The 18,240-nt window shown below is 59.4% G+C and carries 19 protein-coding genes; 11 read left to right on the top strand and 8 right to left on the bottom strand.

The features are described from left to right. A complete protein-coding gene (locus tag HU727_RS17350) occupies positions 1 to 960 on the bottom strand; it encodes a MerR family transcriptional regulator (RefSeq protein ID WP_186532748.1) in 960 nt (319 codons plus the stop codon). Positions 961 to 1,169: 209 nt separating this feature from the next. Between HU727_RS17350 and HU727_RS17345 the strand changes: the two genes are divergently transcribed. The 5 genes from HU727_RS17345 (at position 1,170) to HU727_RS17325 (ending at position 3,678) form a co-directional block, all read left to right on the top strand. Beyond that, positions 1,170 to 1,739 (top strand): putative antibiotic biosynthesis monooxygenase, encoded by a 570-nt coding sequence (locus tag HU727_RS17345; RefSeq protein WP_186532747.1) that lies wholly within the window; start codon positions 1,170 to 1,172, stop codon positions 1,737 to 1,739. A 59-nt stretch (positions 1,740 to 1,798) separates the two neighbouring features. Then, a complete protein-coding gene (folM, locus tag HU727_RS17340; RefSeq protein WP_186532746.1) occupies positions 1,799 to 2,509 on the top strand; it encodes a dihydromonapterin reductase in 711 nt (236 codons plus the stop codon). Between the two features lie 72 nt (positions 2,510 to 2,581). Next, positions 2,582 to 2,953, top strand: a complete 372-nt coding sequence (folX, locus tag HU727_RS17335) for a dihydroneopterin triphosphate 2'-epimerase (RefSeq protein WP_016771653.1) — start codon at positions 2,582 to 2,584, stop codon at positions 2,951 to 2,953. 97 nt (positions 2,954 to 3,050) lie between these two features. Beyond that, positions 3,051 to 3,347 carry a DUF1244 domain-containing protein gene (locus HU727_RS17330; protein WP_186532745.1) on the top strand — a complete coding sequence of 99 codons (297 nt, stop codon included), beginning with the start codon at positions 3,051 to 3,053 and terminating at the stop codon, positions 3,345 to 3,347. Next, on the top strand, positions 3,340 to 3,678 hold the full coding sequence (locus tag HU727_RS17325) for a HopJ type III effector protein (RefSeq protein WP_186532744.1): 339 nt from the start codon (positions 3,340 to 3,342) through the stop codon (positions 3,676 to 3,678). Before HU727_RS17330 ends, HU727_RS17325 begins: the two co-directional genes overlap by 8 nt. 71 nt (positions 3,679 to 3,749) lie before the next feature. Here HU727_RS17325 and trxB read toward each other — a convergent pair whose 3' ends face one another. Then, on the bottom strand, positions 3,750 to 4,712 hold the full coding sequence (gene trxB, locus HU727_RS17320; protein ID WP_186532743.1) for a thioredoxin-disulfide reductase: 963 nt from the start codon (positions 4,710 to 4,712) through the stop codon (positions 3,750 to 3,752). 310 nt (positions 4,713 to 5,022) lie between these two features. Here trxB and cysZ point away from each other — a divergent pair, with 310 nt between their 5' ends. Together cysZ and HU727_RS17310 are read left to right on the top strand one after the other, a co-directional pair. Further along, positions 5,023 to 5,775 carry a sulfate transporter CysZ gene (cysZ, locus tag HU727_RS17315; RefSeq protein WP_186532742.1) on the top strand — a complete coding sequence of 251 codons (753 nt, stop codon included), beginning with the start codon at positions 5,023 to 5,025 and terminating at the stop codon, positions 5,773 to 5,775. Positions 5,776 to 5,815: 40 nt separating this feature from the next. Then, a complete protein-coding gene (locus HU727_RS17310; RefSeq protein WP_186532741.1) occupies positions 5,816 to 7,015 on the top strand; it encodes a glycosyltransferase family 4 protein in 1,200 nt (399 codons plus the stop codon). Positions 7,016 to 7,149: 134 nt separating this feature from the next. Here the strand turns inward: HU727_RS17310 and HU727_RS17305 are convergent, their stop codons facing one another. From HU727_RS17305 to HU727_RS17295, 3 genes are all read right to left on the bottom strand, one after another. After that, positions 7,150 to 8,253, bottom strand: a complete 1,104-nt coding sequence (locus tag HU727_RS17305; RefSeq protein ID WP_186532740.1) for an NADH:flavin oxidoreductase — start codon at positions 8,251 to 8,253, stop codon at positions 7,150 to 7,152. Positions 8,254 to 8,463: 210 nt separating this feature from the next. Next, positions 8,464 to 8,961 carry a glutathione peroxidase gene (locus HU727_RS17300; protein ID WP_367617016.1) on the bottom strand — a complete coding sequence of 166 codons (498 nt, stop codon included), beginning with the start codon at positions 8,959 to 8,961 and terminating at the stop codon, positions 8,464 to 8,466. 108 nt (positions 8,962 to 9,069) lie between these two features. After that, complete coding sequence (locus tag HU727_RS17295; RefSeq protein WP_186532738.1) at positions 9,070 to 9,555, bottom strand: FKBP-type peptidyl-prolyl cis-trans isomerase; 486 nt, start codon at positions 9,553 to 9,555, stop codon at positions 9,070 to 9,072. On the opposite strand from HU727_RS17295, the gene HU727_RS17290 reads away from it, so the two are divergent. The 3 genes from HU727_RS17290 to yihG are packed head-to-tail and all read left to right on the top strand — an operon-like array spanning position 9,524 to position 12,907. Continuing rightward, a complete protein-coding gene (locus HU727_RS17290; RefSeq protein WP_186532737.1) occupies positions 9,524 to 9,850 on the top strand; it encodes a DUF3565 domain-containing protein in 327 nt (108 codons plus the stop codon). The two genes, HU727_RS17295 and HU727_RS17290, sit on opposite strands and share 32 nt — an antisense overlap. A gap of 51 nt (positions 9,851 to 9,901) precedes the next feature. Further along, positions 9,902 to 12,001, top strand: coding sequence for a phosphate acetyltransferase (gene pta, locus HU727_RS17285; protein WP_186532736.1), 2,100 nt, complete (start codon positions 9,902 to 9,904; stop codon positions 11,999 to 12,001). Next, the gene (gene yihG / locus HU727_RS17280; RefSeq protein ID WP_186532735.1) at positions 12,002 to 12,907 is read left to right on the top strand and encodes a 1-acylglycerol-3-phosphate O-acyltransferase, YihG family; all 906 of its coding nucleotides are present in this window, start codon (positions 12,002 to 12,004) and stop codon (positions 12,905 to 12,907) included. Between the two features lie 194 nt (positions 12,908 to 13,101). Here yihG and cysN read toward each other — a convergent pair whose 3' ends face one another. The 3 genes from cysN to HU727_RS17265 form a co-directional block, all read right to left on the bottom strand. Then, a complete protein-coding gene (gene cysN / locus HU727_RS17275) occupies positions 13,102 to 15,000 on the bottom strand; it encodes a sulfate adenylyltransferase subunit CysN (RefSeq protein WP_186532734.1) in 1,899 nt (632 codons plus the stop codon). 9 nt (positions 15,001 to 15,009) lie between these two features. Next, positions 15,010 to 15,927 carry a sulfate adenylyltransferase subunit CysD gene (cysD, locus tag HU727_RS17270; RefSeq protein WP_007912374.1) on the bottom strand — a complete coding sequence of 306 codons (918 nt, stop codon included), beginning with the start codon at positions 15,925 to 15,927 and terminating at the stop codon, positions 15,010 to 15,012. 250 nt (positions 15,928 to 16,177) lie between these two features. Then, positions 16,178 to 16,936 (bottom strand): Nif3-like dinuclear metal center hexameric protein, encoded by a 759-nt coding sequence (locus HU727_RS17265; protein ID WP_186532733.1) that lies wholly within the window; start codon positions 16,934 to 16,936, stop codon positions 16,178 to 16,180. A 104-nt stretch (positions 16,937 to 17,040) separates the two neighbouring features. Between HU727_RS17265 and algW the strand changes: the two genes are divergently transcribed. Then, entirely contained in the window at positions 17,041 to 18,198 is a 1,158-nt protein-coding gene (gene algW / locus HU727_RS17260; protein WP_186532732.1) for a Do family serine endopeptidase AlgW, read from the top strand. Positions 18,199 to 18,240: the final 42 nt, after the last annotated feature.

The following is an 18,240-nucleotide window of genomic DNA, read 5'->3' as shown; positions in this document are numbered from 1 at the left end:
TCAGGTATCCAGTTTGCCCGCGATGAACTGCTTCATGCGCTGGCGCATCGTCGCGCCTTCGTTACCCAGGCACGCCACCGATGTACCTGCCAGGCTGTCTTGCGCCAGATCAGACGCATCGCCGGCCAGCATCAACTGACAATCCAGACTTAAAGCCAGTCGCTTCAGACGCCGAGGCAATTCGCTACTTGGCGCATGGTTTGAAAACAGTACAAGCGCTTCGGGCCTGACTTTTTCGCAGACCAGCGTCAACTCGTCGAAAGGCTGGCCGGTGGTCAACACCCGCACGCCGGAATCGTTGCCACTGAGAAACAGTGCGGCCACCAGCAATTCCAGCTCCCGACACTGCCCGGCCAGCGCACTGACGATCACACGGCGCGGTTGAGTACCACGCAGCATGACGATGCGCTGCAGCACACGTGCTCTGAGGAAGCCGTCGAGAAATAACCATTCGCTGGTTTGCCCGAAGGCGTCCTGGCGCTGCAACAATTGCAGCCACAGCGGCATGAGGATGTCTTCGAATACGACGGGCAGTGCATACGACGAGAAAATCTGGCCGTAGACCCGGTCCAGTTGCTGATCATCAAACGAACTCACCGCCTGCTGAATCTGCGCTCGCCATTGTTGATAGTCAGCCTGGACATGATCATCGGGAATGAAGCCCGCCAGCACCTTGCCCGGCTCAGTCTTCGCGAGAATCTTGCCGACCTTGCTGACGGCAACGCCGCGATCGATCCAGTCCACAATGCTGCGCACACGATCGATGTCGCTCATTGAATACAAGCGATGCCCGCTTTCGGTGCGCGTCGGCTGGATCAGACCATAACGGCGCTCCCAAGCGCGCAGGGTTACCGGATTGACACCGGTGACACGCGCCACTTCACGAATCGGAAAGAGATCTTCGCGTTCAAGCGCGAGGGAGGCCGCCGAAGCTGGGCGAATGTCCGTCATCACAGGCATTTGGCATCAACTTCCATGTCGGTTCTTGGATCCCATTTTAAACATGATGACCTGCAAACGTTCAAGTGGTGATCTACGACAAAAGTGTCTGGTTTAATCGACGAAATCAGGAATAATCCTTGCTTGTTGCAACACGCAGGCCTCTACCCCGGCCTGCGTCTGGCGAAACTCTTACCCGGAGCGACGCACTCGAAACATGGAGATACAAAATGTCTACTTCCCCCGTCACGCTGATGGTAGCGCGCCGCGTCGCCGATGGCCGTTATCACGATCTGATCGCCTGGCTGCGCGAAGGCGAACAATTGGCCACCGATTTCCCCGGCTATCTCGGCTCCGGCGTTCTTGCGCCACCGCCCGGCGATAACGAATTCCAGATCATCTTCCGCTTTGTCGATGAGCAGACTCTGCATGCCTGGGAATATTCTGCGTCGCGCACCGCCTGGCTGAACCGTGGCAGCGATTTATTCGAACATCCCAAAGAACATCGGGTCAGTGGCATAGAAGGCTGGTTTGGCGCTGTCGGGCAGCGTCCACCGCGGTGGAAGCAGGCCGTGGCAATCTGGCTGGCGTTTTTTCCGGTATCGCTGCTGTTCAACTTTGTCCTCGGCCCGTTGCTCGAGGAGCTGAGTCTGCTGCCACGAGTATTGATCAGCACAGCGTGCCTGACGCCGTTGATGGTGTATCTGTTTATTCCGCTGTCGACACACTTGCTGGCGAACTGGTTGAACAGCACGCCGACAAGCCGGTTACCGGCCACACCCTCCGCGCAGAATCGATGATCTCTCAGGGGGGAGCGAGCCTGTTATAGTTTTCGCCTCAACCGCGAGACGAGCCGCTCATGCCAGATTCCGCAGCCCCGATCCTCATCACCGGCGCCGGCCAGCGTGTCGGCCTGCACTGCGCGCAGCGCTTGATTGAGGATGGTCATCGAGTCATCTTCACTTACCGGACCGAGCGCCCTGGTGTCCAGGCACTGCGCGATCTGGGCGCCATTGGTCTGTTCGCGGACTTTTCCAGCGAGGCCGGGATTCTAGCCTTTATCAGCGAATTGAAAGCCCATACCGACAGCTTGCGCGCCATCGTGCACAACGCCTCCGAATGGCTGACCGAAACCGCTGGAAACGAAGCTGAAGCCTTCAACCGAATGTTCAACATTCATATGCTTGCGCCTTACCTGATCAACCTGCACTGCGCCGAACTTTTGCAGCGCTCTGCACCAGCCGACATCATTCACATCAGCGACGATGTCACCCGCAAAGGCAGCAGTAAACATATCGGTTACTGCGCCAGCAAGGCCGGGCTCGACAGCCTGACCCTGTCGTTTGCAGCCCGCTTTGCGCCAGACATCAAGGTCAATGGCATTGCACCGGCCCTGTTGTTGTTCAATCCGGAAGACGACGCGACGTACCGCGCCAAGGCACTGGCCAAATCCGCACTGGGCTTCGAACCCGGTAGCGAAGTGATCTACCAAAGCCTGCGTTATCTGCTCGACAATCCGTATGTCACCGGTACGACGCTGACCGTCAACGGCGGACGCCACGTCAAATAAGCCGTCCCGCTCCTGCCGCGAGTCGAGTAAGATTTCACCAGAACGCCTGCAATGATTGGACGGAGCAATTCAATGCCACAACTTCAACCAGGAATGGCGCGCATCCGGGTCAAGGATCTGCGCCTGCGCACTTTTATCGGCATCAACGAGGACGAGATCCTCAACAAACAGGATGTGCTGATCAACCTGACCATTCTGTACGCAGCTCAGGAGGCGGTGCGCGACAACGACATCGACCACGCGCTGAATTATCGGACCATCACCAAGGCGATCATCGCTCACGTCGAGGGCAACCGTTTCGCGCTGCTCGAACGCTTGACGCAAGAGCTGCTCGATCTGGTGATGACCAATGCTTCGGTGCTGTACGCCGAAGTCGAAGTCGACAAACCGCACGCGCTGCGCTTCGCCGAGTCGGTTTCAATTACGCTCGCGGCAAGCCGCTAAGCTTCAAGCTTGAAGCCGCAAGCGTTAAGCTACAGGCCCACCATCGCAATCTTGCAACTTGAAGCTCGCCCCTTGAAGCTGTCTGGAAGAGACTTTTATGACCGCGCAACAACGCCTCGAACTCGAAGCCGCCGCCTTTCGCCGACTGGTTGCCCACCTCGACAGCCGCAAGGACGTGCAGAACATCGACTTGATGAACCTCGCCGGGTTCTGCCGCAACTGCCTGTCCAAGTGGTACAAGGCCGAAGCTGACGAACGCCAGATCGAGGTCAGCCTTGATGACGCTCGCGAGGTGGTTTACGGCATGCCGTACGCCGAGTGGAAAGCCCAATACCAGCAAGAAGCCAGCGCCGACCAACAAGCGGCGTTTGCCCAAGGAAAACCCAATGAGTGACCTCAACACCTTGCGTGCCAGCCTCAAGAGCGGCGAACACCTTTTCGCCGATACTCTGGCGTTCATCGCCGCCGGCTACGACTACCAGCCTCAGGCCTTCAACAACGGCGGCGTGGAAAACGCCGCCGGGCAGAACGAAGGCTCGTGCAAAACGCTAGGCCTGGCATTGCTGGAAGGCCTAAGCGATGAGGAAGCGCTGCTGGCGTTTGGCGAACACTACCGTTCGGTGGCGGCCACGCCCGAGGGCAGCGATCACGGCAACATTCGCGCATTGATCCAGCACGGTCTGGCCGGCGTGAAATTCAACGTCCAGCCCCTGTCCCGCCGCTGACTCAACTGCACGCCTACAAGGGGCACAAAAAAACCGGCCAATCTCTGGCCGGTTTTTTTATGCCTGGAATCCTAGAACGAAGCGTTCTGCAGACCGTCCAGGTAACGCTCGGTATCCAATGCCGCCATGCAGCCAGCGCCGGCCGAAGTAATGGCCTGACGGTAAACGTGGTCAGCCACGTCACCGGCAGCGAAAATGCCTTCGACGCTGGTCGCGGTAGCGTTGCCTTCACGACCGCCGTGGACGACCAGATAACCATCTTTCAAAGTCAGCTGGCCCTCGAACAGCGAAGTGTTCGGCGTGTGGCCAATGGCGATAAACACGCCGTCGACTTTGATTTCGTCGAAGCTGCCGTCGTTGTTGCGCAGACGCGCACCGGTCACGCCCATGTTGTCGCCCAGCACTTCATCGAGGTTGGCGTTCAACTTGAGGATGATCTTGCCTTCGGCCACTCGGGCGTTGAGCTTGTCGATCAGAATCTTCTCGGCGCGGAAGGTTTCACGACGGTGGATCAGGGTCACGGTGCTGGCGATGTTGGCCAGGTACAGCGCTTCTTCAACAGCAGTGTTACCGCCACCCACCACTGCAACCGGCTTGTTGCGGTAGAAGAAACCGTCGCAGGTCGCGCAAGCGGAAACGCCTTTGCCCATGAACGCTTCTTCCGAAGGCAGGCCCAGATAACGGGCGCTGGCGCCAGTCGCGATGATCAAGGCATCACAGGTGTAGACGGCGCTGTCACCGGTCAGGGTGTATGGCTTGGAAGCAAAGTCCACAGCGTTGATGTGATCGAACACGATCTCGGTTTCAAAGCGCTCGGCGTGCTCGCGCATACGGTCCATCAGCACCGGGCCGGTCAACCCGTGAACGTCGCCTGGCCAGTTGTCGACTTCGGTGGTGGTGGTCAGTTGACCGCCAGCCTGCATGCCGGTGATCAGCAGTGGCTTGAGGTTGGCGCGGGCGGCATAGACCGCGGCGCTGTAACCGGCAGGGCCGGAACCAAGAATAATCACTCGCGAATGACGGACTTCAGACATGACGTGCTCCTGTTGACCGGGCCGAACAACTGGCGCGGAACGCCGGGCTGCCGGCGGGAATAAAAAAGGACTGTGGATAACCTTGGGGAAGGCTGGACTCGACAGTCCTGTAAAAAGTTGGGTGCAGCGTATCGAGGGGGGCAAGATTAAGGAAATACGGTTTAACAATCCAGCTCATAGGTGGTCTCTATGCCCATACCGCGATGAGATAGACCTGTTTGTTACAGTGCATGTCGATCACTCTGCCGCGCTTTCGCAGGTTGCGCAAAGCCGGTAAGGTCGGCGCGTTTTCCTTTGCTCGGAGCTTCATATGCCCGCCCCCGTTCTGTCTGGCCCGCAATACCTGCGCGAAGGTCTCAAACTCGTCCTGAGCCCCGGCCTGCGCCTGTTTGTCTTGCTGCCGCTGGCCATCAATCTGGTGCTGTTCGTCGGACTGGTCTATCTGGCCGGCCATCAGTTCAGCCTGTGGGTCGATACGCTGATGCCGTCGCTGCCCGAATGGCTCAGTTTTCTCAGCTACATCCTGTGGCCGCTGTTTGTAGTACTCGTGGCACTCATGATTTTCTTCACCTTTACGATGCTCGCGAACATCATCGCCGCGCCGTTCAACGGCTTCCTCGCGGAAAAAGTCGAAGTGGTGGTACGTGGCACCGACGATTTCCCGGCATTCAGTTGGGCCGAACTGATTGCGATGATCCCGCGTACTTTCGCCCGGGAAATGCGCAAACTCGGCTATTTCCTGCCGCGCGCGATCGGCCTGTTCATCCTGTCGTTCATTCCCGTGGTGAACATTGTCGCCGCACCGCTGTGGCTGCTGTTCGGCGTATGGATGATGGCGATCCAGTACATCGACTACCCGGCGGACAACCACAAACTGGGCTGGAACGAGATGCTCGCCTGGTTGCGCCAGAAGCGCTGGCAGAGCATGAGCTTCGGCGGCAGCGTGTATCTGGTGTTGCTGATCCCTGTGGTCAACATCCTGATGATGCCGGCCGCCGTGGCCGGGGCGACGCTGTTCTGGGTGCGTGAGCGTGGTGCCGAGAATCTAGTGACGCAACGCTGACCTCGTCACAAATCCATCATCCGAATGCCACAAAGTCGACATGGCCTCAGCCGACACTGAGGTCATGACGACAACTTTGCACATCACCCTGATCAGCGAAACCTTCCCACCGGAAATCAACGGCGTGGCCAATACCCTTGGCCGCTTGTGCGAGGGCTTGCGCGCGCGCGGCCATCAAGTAGAGCTGGTGCGCCCGCGCCAGGCCGGCGACCCGCAGCGCAGCGAAGACGATGCCTTGTTGCTGTGTCGGGGATGGCCACTGCCGGGATATGCGGGACTGCAATGGGGCCAGTCGTCGATGCACAAGCTGCTGCGCCGCTGGAAACGCCAGCGTCCGGATGTGCTTTACATCGCCACCGAGGGCCCGCTCGGCTTGTCAGCGCTACGGGCGGCACGGCGTCTGGGGATTGCAGTCGTCAGCGGTTTCCACACCAACTTTCAGCAGTACACCAGCCAGTATGGCCTCGGCCTGCTGACCCGGATGCTCACCCATTACCTGCGCTGGTTTCACAATCGTTCGGCGATGACCCTGGTGCCTAGCGTCAGTCAGCGCCTGGAACTGGAGCGTCGCCATTTCGAGCGTCTGGCGCTGTTGTCCCGGGGGGTGGACAGCCAGCTGTTTCATCCGAGCAAACGTCAAAATGCGTTGCGTGAGCAATGGGGACTGGGCGAACAGGACATCGCCGTGATTCACGTAGGGCGGCTCGCCCCGGAGAAGAACCTGGGTTTGCTCAAGCGCTGCTTTGAAAACCTGCGTGAGACTTATCCACAACGCAATCTGAAACTCATCGTGGTCGGTGACGGGCCACAGCGCACTGCGCTGGAAAAGGATCTGCCCGAAGCCGTTTTCTGCGGCGCACAGCGTGGTGAAGCCTTGGCCGCGCACTACGCCTGCGGGGATGTATTTGTGTTTCCCAGCCTGACCGAAACCTTCGGCAACGTGGTGCTGGAAGCGCTGGCCTCGGGACTAGGTGTGGTGGCTTATGACCAGGCTGCAGCGGCGCAGCACATTCGTCATGGCTATAACGGCGTTTCAGCGATGCCCGGCGATGAGCAGGCGTTTTGCGAAGCGGCGGTGTGGTTGCTGGAAGAGGATGAGCGTTTGCGTTGTGTGCGGCTGAATGCGCGACAACATGGCAGCCGCCAGGGTTGGGGGGCGATTATCGAGCAGTTCGAAGGGTATTTGCGGGGGGCATGTCTGGGGGAACAAGTGGTGCCGAACGCGCAGACATTGCCTTGATTTTATGCTGGCCTCAGAACTGCCTTCGCGAGCAGGCTTCGCTCCCACAGAATATCTCCTGTGAACACAAATCTTGTGAACATCAGAACCTGTGGGAGCGAGCCTGCTCGCGAAGGGGCCAGTGAAAGCGCCGCTTAAACCAGCGTCATCAACGCCTCACGGCTGAACGGCAGAATGTCCTGCTCACGGCCTTCGCGGACTTTCTGCGCCCAGTCCGGATCAACCAGCAGCGCGCGCCCGACCGCCACCAAATCGAATTCCTCCTTGTTCAGGCGCTCCAGCAGGTTTTCCAGACTGGCCGGTTGCGCGACCTTGTCGGTGTTGACCATGAACTGCAGAAACTCGCCGTCCAGCCCCACGCTACCAACGGTAATGGTCGGTTTGCCGGTCAGCTTGCGGGTCCAGCCCGCCAGATTCAGATCCGAGCCGTCGAACTCCGGCTCCCAGAAACGCCGCGTCGAGCAGTGGAAAATATCCACGCCGGCGTCAGACAGTGGCTTGAGGAACTCGCCCAGCGCTTCAGGGGTTTGCACCAGACGTGCGGTGTAATCCTGCTGTTTCCATTGCGAGAAGCGGAAAATGATCGGGAAGCCTTCGCCGACCGCCGCGCGAACGGCTTGAATCAGTTCGATGGCAAAACGCGAACGGTTGGCCAGGCTGCCACCGTATTCGTCAGTACGCTGGTTGCTGCCCTCCCAGAAAAACTGGTCGACCAGATAACCGTGGGCACCGTGGATTTCCACGCCGTCCATGCCGATGCTCTGGGCATCTTTGGCCGCTTGAGCGAACGCGGCGATCACGTCCTGGATGTCCTGCTTGCTCATGCCGTGCACCACGACCTGACCATCCTTGAGCTTTTCCGACGGCCCGTAACCCGGCACGCTGGCGTCCGGTTCAGTGCCGAGTCGGCGAACGCTGCCGACATGCCACAGTTGCGGAACGATCTTGCCACCCTCTGCGTGCACCGCATCGACCACTTTCTTCCAGCCGGCCAGCGGCGCGTCACCGAAAAACTGCGGCACGTTCGGGTAACCGTTGGAAGCGATATGGCCGACCGTGGTGCCTTCGGTGATGATCAAGCCGACGCCAGCGGCCGCGCGACGGCGGTAGTATTCGATGACTTTGGAATTGGGTACGCCGCCCGGCGAGAACGAGCGGGTCATCGGCGCCATGACGACGCGAGTCGGTAGCTCGAGGGCGCCGAGGTGGAACGGTTTGAACAAGGCTTGCACGGGCATCGAGAGGCTCCACGAAATGTTGGCGACAGACATTAATCGATATGACGGCGATAATATGAAGCGCCGATCCTGATGAACAGCATTATTGATTTTGGTGATTAAGGATTAAAAGATTGAAAAGCAAAAGATCGCAGCCTCCGGCAGCTCCTACATGGGGTTTGTGGATCCCCTGTGGAGCTGCCGGAGGCTGCGATCTTTTGATTCTGCTCTTCAGCTCAGCGCTTTTTCAATCGCGTGCACGATCGTGGGATCGTCCGGCGCCGTACGCGGCGAGAAGCGCGCCAACACCCGGCCGTCTTTGCCAAGCAGGAACTTCTCGAAATTCCAGGTAATGTCACCAGGAAATTCTGCGCCCTCGCCTGCCAGTAATTTATACAGCTGATGACGGTCGTGACCGTTGACCTCGAGCTTGCTCGACAGCGGGAACGTCACGCCATAGTTCAGGCTGCAGAAGTCCTGGATTTCCTGTTCGGAACCCGGTTCCTGACCGGCAAACTGATTGCACGGCAGGCCCAGCACACTGAAGCCTTTATCCTTGAATTGTTGATAGAGGTTTTCCAGTGCCGCGTACTGTGGGGTCAAGCCACATTTGGAGGCGACATTGACCACCAGCACGACTTGCCCCTTGAAGGGCGCCAGCGGTAGCTCCTGACCATTCAGGGCTGTCAACTTAAGGTCGTGAAAAGCACTCATGACGAACTCCGGGATTCTCGTGTTCTACTCGAAACAGCCACTTGGCGAGGCCACCAAGGACAGCCGCGGACTAAAAAGGCGCCCACAGGCGCCTCTCCAGTACTCGAAGCTTAGCGCAGAAAATCAGTGCTGATGGCCACCTTCGCCATGGACGTGACCATGAGCGATTTCTTCCTGGCTGGCATCACGAATGCCAACGATCTTCACTTCGAAGTTCAGACGCTGACCGGCCAGCGGGTGGTTGCCGTCAACGGTCACGTCGTCGCCGTCCAGATCACGGATGGTGACGATTTGCATCTGGCCGTCCGGCGCCGAAGCGTGGAACTGCATGCCAACTTCCAGCTCGTCAACGCCTTCGAACATGCTGCGGCTCAGGGTGCTGACCAGTTCGGCAGCGTATTCACCGTAAGCATCTTCCGGCTCAACGGCAACCTTCAGCTCGTCGCCGACAGTTTTGCCTTCGAGGGCTTTTTCCAGACCCGGGATGATGTTGCCTGCGCCTTGCAGGTAAACCAGCGGAGCGCCGCCGGCGGAGCTGTCGATGACCTCACCAGCGTCGTTGGTCAGGGTATAGTCGATGGAGACAGCCTTATTGGCGGCGATCAGCATGGGGCGAGACCTTTTGCATAAGAATATAGAAAGGCCAAGTTTAGCGAAGCAATCGCGTGAAAGCGACCATAACCCGGACAAACGGGTTTCGACGATCACAGGCTTCCATCAGGACGAAGAGGGCCATTGGGTCGTCGAGCTTTCCTGCGGCCACACCCAACATCTGCGTCACCAGCCGCCCTGGCAAACGCGGGCCTGGGTTCTGGACCCGGCGCAACGTATTGAAAAAACAGGCCAACCGTTTGCCTGCGGTTGGTGCGCACAGGGCCCGGTTAGCGATAACCTTGGCGACTGAATTTCGGTAGTCAGCCAGACATAGGCCGACACCCTTGCATAGAGAATTCGCATGCAAACTTTTTTTATCGCACCCACCGATTTTGGCGTGGGCCTGACCTCCATCAGCCTGGGGCTGGTGCGCACGCTTGAGCGCGCCGGACTGAAAGTCGGTTTTTTCAAACCGATCGCACAGCCGCATCCAGGCGACACCGGCCCTGAGCGCTCCACCGAACTGATGGCCCGCACGCACGGCCTGAAACCGCCGCAGCCACTGGGCCTGGCGCATGTCGAGCGCATGCTCGGCGACGGTCAGCTTGATGAACTGCTCGAAGAAATCATCGCCCTGTATCAGCAAGCGGCCATCGGCAAAGACGTGCTGGTGGTTGAAGGCATGGTGCCGACCCGCAGCGCCAGTTACGCCGCGCGCGTCAATCTTCATTTGGCCAAAAGCCTGGATGCCGAGGTCATTCTGGTGTCGGCTCCGGAAAACGAAGTGCTGGCTGAACTCTCTGGCCGCGTCGAGTTGCAGGCGCAATTATTCGGTGGCCCGAAAGACCCGAAGGTCCTCGGCGTAATCCTCAACAAGGTCAAGACAGACGAGAGCATGGACGCCTTTGCCACGCGCCTGAAGGAGCATTCGCCCTTACTGCGCAGCGGCGATTTCCGCCTGCTCGGCTGCATCCCGTTTCAACCTGAACTCAATGCACCCCGCACCCGCGACGTCGCCGACCTGATGGGCGCCCAGGTGCTGAATGCCGGCGATTATGAAACCCGGCGCATGACCAAAATCATCATTTGCGCCCGAACCATGCGCAACACCGTTGAGCTGCTCAAGCCCGGCGTGCTGGTGGTGACCCCCGGCGATCGCGACGACATCATCCTCGCCGTCAGCCTTGCGGCGATCAACGGCGTGCCGCTGGCCGGCCTGCTGCTGACCAGCGACACCCTGCCCGATTCGCGCATCATGGATTTGTGTCGTGGCGCCTTGCAGGCCGGTTTGCCGGTGTTGTCGGTGAGTACTGGCTCTTACGACACCGCCAACCTGCTCAACGGCCTGAACAAGGAAATCCCGATCGATGACCGCGAGCGCGCGGAAATCATCACGGATTTCGTCGCCGGCCACCTCGATGCCAACTGGTTGCACCAGCGCTGCGGGACTCCGCGAGAAATGCGCCTGTCGCCCGCAGTGTTTCGCTATCAGTTGATCCAGCGCGCGCAAGCGGCGAACAAACGCATTGTCCTGCCCGAGGGCAGCGAGCCGTTCACCGTGCAAGCGGCGGCGATCTGCCAGGAACGCGGGATAGCCCGGTGCGTGCTGCTGGCCAAACCTGAAGACGTCGAAGCGGTGGCCCGCGCGCAAGGTATCGTGTTGCCGCCGGGGCTGGAGATTCTCGACCCGGATCACATCCGCGAGCGCTACGTCGAGCCAATGGTCGCCCTGCGCAAGAGCAAAAGCCTTAACGCGCCGATGGCCGAGCAGCAACTGGAAGACACCGTGGTGATCGGCACCATGATGCTGGCGCTGGATGAGGTCGACGGTCTGGTGTCCGGCGTGATCAACACCACCGCCAATACCATCCGTCCGGCCCTGCAACTGATTAAAACCGCGCCGGGCTGCACGCTGGTGTCCTCGGTCTTCTTCATGCTGTTTCCGGAAGAAGTGCTGGTCTACGGCGACTGCGTGATGAATCCGCATCCAAGCGCTGCGGAACTGGCCGAGATCGCCCTGCAAAGCGCCGACTCGGCAGCGGCGTTCGGCATCACGCCACGGGTGGCGATGATCAGCTACTCCAGCGGCGAATCGGCCAGCGGTGAAGAGGTCGAGAAAGTGCGCGAGGCCACCCTGCTCGCCCACGAGCAACAGGATTCATTGCTTATCGACGGCCCGCTGCAATACGACGCCGCCGCCAACGCTGACGTCGCCCGCCAACTGGCGCCAGACAGTCAGGTGGCCGGCCGCGCCACGGTGTTCGTCTTCCCCGACTTGAACACCGGCAACACCACGCACAAAGCCGTCCAGCGCAGCGCCGATTGCGTCAGCCTCGGGCCGATGCTGCAAGGCTTGCGCAAACCAGTGAACGACCTGCCGCGCGGTGCGCAAGTCGATGACATCGTCTACACCATCGCGCTCACCGCGATCCAAGCCGCCAACCGACCTATGGATGTGTAAATGCTGGACTTTCTCCCTGCACCGCTGCGCGGCGTGATTGCTTCGCTGCTGTTGGCGCTCAATACGATTGTGCTCTGCTCGTTTTTGTTCTGCGTGGCGCTGATCAAGGCGCTGCCGTTCGCCCTCACCCAGCGCATCGCCGGCTGGCTGATGAGCCACACCCATGAGGCGTGGATCAGCAATAACAAGGGCTGGATGAATCTGGTGCGCCGCACACGCTGGCACCTCAGCGGCCTGCAAGGCCTGGATTATCAACACTCGTATCTGATCACCAGCAACCACCAGAGCTGGGTCGACATTCTGGTGCTGCAATACGTGCTCAACCGTCGAATCCAGCCACTGAAGTTCTTTCTCAAGCAGGAACTGATCTGGGTGCCGGTGATCGGCCTGGCCTGGTGGGCGCTGGGCTTTCCGTTCATGAAGCGTTACTCCAAGGCCTATCTGGAAAAGCACCCGGAAAAGAAAGGCAAAGACCTGGAAACCACACGCAAGACTTGCGCGAAGTTTCGCCATAACCCGGTAGGGATTTTCAACTTTGTCGAAGGCACGCGGTTTACTGAAGGCAAGCATGCTCAGCAGAAATCACCGTTCAAATACTTGCTCAAGCCCAAGGCTGGCGGGATCGCGTTTGTGCTGGACGCGATGGGCGAACAGCTGGAGTCGATCGTCAACGTGACGATCCACTATCCGGGCGGGCGTCCCGGGTTTTGGGACTTGCTGTGCGGCAATGTGCGGGATGTGGTGGTGCACTTTGAAGAGCTGAAAATTCCACCGGAATTTATCGGCAAGAACTACGACCAGGACGGCGAATATCGCCTGCAGTTTCAGGGTTGGATCAATCAGCTGTGGCTGGACAAGGATGCGTTGCTGGAGCAGATGCACAGTGAATATCCGCCCAAACACTGAGCCCCCTGTGGGAGCGAGCTTGCTCGCGAAGGCGGCAGGTCATCAACATTGATGCAAGCTGATCCACCGTATTCGCGAGCAGGCTCGCTCCCACAGTTTTGATCCCAGCGCGCCCAATAAAAAGCCCGCCGATGATTGCTCACCGGCGGGCTTTTTATTGCAGCTTGAAGCTTAAAGCTCGCAGCTGTTGTTGCTTATATCGCCCCACGCTGACGCAGCAGATCCAGCACTTGCTTGACGCTTTCTTCCAGACTCAGCGACTGAGTGTCGATCACCAGATCGGCATTGAGCGGCACGTCGTAAGGGAAGGATTCGCCCGGGATGTTATCGCCGCCAGCGGCGTACAGACCTTGCGGATCACGCTCGGCGCACACGGTCGGCGAAGCCTGCACGTACACCGTCAGCAGGCGATCCTTGCCGATCAGATCCCTGGCCTGCTCGCGACCTTCGGCACTCGGTGCCACAAACGCGGCCAGGGTCAGCAGACCCGCCTCGTTGAACTGACGCGCCACATGTGCGGCACGACGCCAGTTCTCGGTGCGCCCGGCGCGGTCCTGCGGCAAACCTTTATTAAGGTCTTGACGCAAGTTCTGCCCATCCAGCACAAACACCGCACGGCCCATGTCGAACAGCTTGCGCTCGACCGCATAGGCCAGCGTGCTCTTGCCTGCGCCCGACAGACCGCTGAACAACACGGTAGCCGGTTGTTGGCCGAAACGCTGGGCACGTTCTTCGGTGGCAACGTGAGCCAGTTTGCCGTGATGGGTGGCGGTGCCGTGAGTCACAGGCTGGGCGACGATCATGCCGGCGCCAACGGTGCCGTTGGTCAACCGATCAATGACGATGAACGCGCCGGTGGTGCGATTGCTCTCGTAACCGTCGAGGGCGATTGGCGCGTCGAGCGCGATCTTCACCTTGCCGATTTCGTTGAGCTGCAGCGCGCTCGCCGGGCCTTCTTCCAACGTGTTCACGTCCACCTTGTTGACGATGCTGGCGATGGAGCCCGGCACGTAACTGGTGGCGCGTTTGATGTCGTATTTCTTGCCCGGCAGCATCGGCTCTTCAGCCATCCACACCAGCATTGCTTCAAAGCTGTCGGTGACCGGCGGCACGTTGTCGGCATGCACCAACAGGTCACCCCGGGAGATGTCGATCTCATCTTCCATGGTCAGCGTCACGGCCTGACCGGGACCGGCGTGCTCCAGTTCACCTTCGAAGGTAACGATGGATTTGACCCGGCTGCTCTTGCCCGACGGCAGCACGACGACTTCGTCGCCCTTGTGCACGATGCCGCTGGCGAGGGTGCCGGCGAAACCACGGAAGTTCAGGTTCGGCCGGTTGACGTACTGCACCGGGAAACGCAGGTCGGTGAAGTTGCGATCGCCCGCCACTTCAACGGTCTCGAGAATTTCCATCAGCGACTGCCCGGTGTACCACGGCGAGCGCTCGGACTTGTTCACCACGTTGTCGCCTTTAAGGGCAGACATCGGCACGAAGTGCATGCTGGTCGGCTTCATCTTCAAGCCTTCGGCGAACTTCAGGTAGTCGGCCTTGATCGACTCGAACACACCTTCGTCGAAGTCCTTCAGGTCCATTTTGTTGATGGCCACGACGATGTGTTTGATGCCCAGCAACGAAGCAATGAAGCTGTGGCGGCGGGTCTGGGTCTGCACGCCGTAACGGGCATCAACCAGAATGATCGCCAGGTCACAGGTGGACGCACCGGTGGCCATGTTGCGGGTGTACTGCTCATGGCCGGGGGTGTCGGCGATGATGAATTTACGCTTGGCGGTGGAGAAATAGCGGTAGGCGACATCGATGGTGATGCCCTGCTCACGCTCGGCCTGCAGCCCGTCGACCAGCAACGCCAGGTCGATATCGTCACCGGTGGTGCCGACTTTTTTTGAGTCGCGGGTAATCGCTTCAAGGTGATCTTCGTAGATCATCTTCGAGTCATGCAGCAGGCGCCCGATCAGGGTGCTCTTGCCGTCATCGACGTTACCGCAGGTCAAAAAGCGCAGCAGTTCTTTCCGTTCGTGCTGGCCCAGGTAGGCGAGGATGTCCTCGCTGATCAAATCAGATTGATGCGACATGACAACCCCTTAGAAATAACCCTGACGTTTTTTGTCTTCCATCGAGCCTGCGCCATCGTGGTCGATGACCCGGCCCTGGCGCTCGGAAGTTCGCGTCAGGAGCATTTCCTGAATGATGTCCGTCAGGCTTTCGGCCTCGGACTCCACCGCGCCCGTCAACGGGTAGCAGCCAAGGGTGCGGAAACGCACTTTCTTTTTGACGATGCGCGCTTTGTCTTCGTCGGACAGGTGCTCGAGGATGCGCTCGTCGTCGATCATGATCAGTGTGCCATTCTTCTCGATCACTTCGCGCTCAGCGGCGAAGTACAGCGGCACAATCGGGATGCCTTCGAGGTAGATGTACTGCCAGATGTCCAGTTCGGTCCAGTTCGACAGCGGGAATACACGAATGGATTCGCCCTTGTTGACCTTGCCGTTGTAGACATTCCACAGTTCCGGGCGCTGGTTCTTCGGATCCCAACGGTGCTTGCTGTCGCGGAATGAGTACACGCGCTCTTTGGCGCGGGACTTCTCTTCATCGCGACGGGCGCCACCAAAAGCTGCGTCGAAACCATGCTTGTCGAGTGCCTGCTTCAGGCCTTCGGTTTTCATGATGTCGGTGTGCTTGGCGCTGCCGTGGGTGAACGGGTTGATGTTCTGCGCCACGCCGTCCGGGTTGATATGGGTGATCAGGTCCAGGCCCAGCTCTTCGACCATCTTGTCGCGGAACTTGTACATCTCCTGGAATTTCCAGCGGGTGTCGACGTGCATCACCGGAAACGGCAGTTTGCCCGGGAAGAACGCCTTGCGTGCCAGGTGGAGCATCACGGCGGAGTCTTTACCGATGGAGTACAGCATCACCGGGTTATCGAACTCGGCGGCTACCTCGCGGATGATGTGGATGCTTTCCGCCTCCAGCTGTTTCAGATGCGTCAGTTTGTCGACCATGGCTACTCACGAAAGCTTTCTTATGAACGGCCAGCGGGCCGTGTTCGAGCGGGGAATCCTAGCACAGCGACCTCTTCTAATCAGGGCGCCAACTAGATCGAAACAGCATATGGATATGCCTGCCAGTTCGGCCAATGAAGACCAATGTGGGAGCGAGCCTGCTCGCGAAAGCGGTGCGTCAGTCAGCGCTGTATTGAAGCGTAAATCGTATTCGCGAGCAGGCTCGCTCCCACAGGAACCGGTGATCGCTTCAGATCGGATTAGGGCAATCGATGAAGATGTGCTCAACCGCAAAGCGCTTCGCCAGATAGTCCCCCAGCGCCTGGACGCCGTAGCGCTCGGTGGCGTGGTGGCCGGCGGCGATGAAGCTGATGTCGTTTTCCCGGGCGCTGTGGAAGGTCTGCTCCGAGGCCTCGCCGCTGATGAACAGATCGACGCCCGCCGCCACGCCATGATCGATATAACCCTGGCCACCACCGGTGCACCAGCCGACCCGGCGAATCATGCCACTGCCTTCGATCAACAGCGGTTCACGCCCCATGACTTCCTGCACCTTGCGCGAGAAATCCCGCGCGGTCATCGGTTCACTGAGCGAGCCGACGAGACCGACGATTTTCGGATCAACCGGGTCCAGCGGCCCCTCGACCGTAATGTCGAGCTGACGCGCCAGTTGCACGTTATTGCCAACGTCGGGGTGCACATCCAGCGGCAAGTGGTAGGCGAGCAAACTGATGTCGTGCTTGAGCAGAGTCTTCAACCTGCGCTGCTTCATGCCGGTGACGCAAGGGTTTTCACCCTTCCAGAAATAACCGTGGTGCACCAGGATCAGGTCCGCCCCGGCTTCGACGGCGGCATCGAGCAACGCCTGGCTGGCGGTGACGCCGCTGACGATGCGCATCACCTGCGGACGGCCTTCGACCTGCAAACCGTTAGGGCAATAATCGGCAATTTTTGCACTGGCAAGGTAACGGTCGGCTTCTTCGACGAGGGTGCTGAGGGCAACGGCCATGAAAGACTCCTAAATATCCCGTTCAGAGGCACGCGCGGCCTCGTATAATGCGCGACATTATGGGCGGTCTGACCTCGCCTGCAACCTTTCCAGGAACGTGCTTAATGCTCAAGGCGCTGCGTTTTTTTGGCTGGCCGCTGTTGGCCGGTGTGCTTATCGCTCTGTTGATTATTCAGCGTTACCCCGAGTGGGTCGGGCTGCCGAGCCTCGACGTCAATCTGCAGCAGGCTCCGCAGACTACCACGGTGCAACAGGGGCCGGTGTCTTACGCGGACGCGGTGGGCATCGCCGCGCCGTCGGTGGTCAATCTCTACACCACCAAGGTCATCAACAAACCGGCGCATCCTTTATTCGAGGATCCGCAGTTTCGCCGCTTCTTCGGCGACAACTCGCCGAAGCAGAAGCGCATGGAATCGAGCCTCGGGTCCGGCGTGATCATGAGCCCGGAAGGCTACATCCTCACCAACAACCACGTCACCAGCGGTGCCGACCAGATTGTTGTCGCCCTCAAAGACGGCCGCGAGACCCTCGCCCGCGTGATCGGCAGCGACCCGGAAACCGACCTCGCGGTCCTGAAAATCGACCTGAAAAATCTGCCGGCGATCACCGTTGGCCGCTCCGACAGCATTCGTATCGGCGACGTCGCGCTGGCCATCGGCAACCCGTTCGGTGTCGGCCAGACCGTGACCATGGGCATCATCAGCGCCACCGGGCGCAACCAGTTGGGCCTGAACAACTACGAAGATTTCATCCAGACCGACGCGGCCATCAACCCGGGCAACTCCGGCGGCGCGCTGGTCGATGCAAACGGCAACCTCACCGGCATCAACACGGCGATCTTTTCCAAGTCCGGCGGCTCGCAGGGCATTGGTTTCGCAATTCCGGTAAAGCTTGCGATGGAGGTGATGAAGTCGATCATCGAACACGGCCAGGTGATTCGTGGCTGGCTGGGCATCGAAGTGCAGCCGCTGACTCAGGAATTGGCCGAGTCGTTTGGCCTGTCCGGGCGTCCGGGGATTGTGGTGGCGGGGATCTTCCGCGACGGTCCGGCGCAGAAGGCCGGGCTGCAACTGGGCGACGTGATTCTGAGCATTGATGGCGAGCCGGCCGGCGATGGCCGCCGTTCGATGAACCAGGTCGCGCGGATCAAACCGACCGACAAAGTAACGATTCAGGTCATGCGCAACGGCAAAGAGCTGAAGCTCACGGCAGAAATCGGCCTGCGACCACCGCCAGCACCGGTCAAAGAAAAAGAAGAATAAAATGTATTCGCGCCAGTGGCGCGAATAACAGACATTCTCAAC

Source organism: Pseudomonas khorasanensis, from assembly GCF_014268505.2.
GTDB lineage: Bacteria > Pseudomonadota > Gammaproteobacteria > Pseudomonadales > Pseudomonadaceae > Aquipseudomonas > Aquipseudomonas khorasanensis.
Note: the sequence above shows the minus strand (reverse complement) of the source record. Positions and strands in the feature narration are given on the sequence as shown.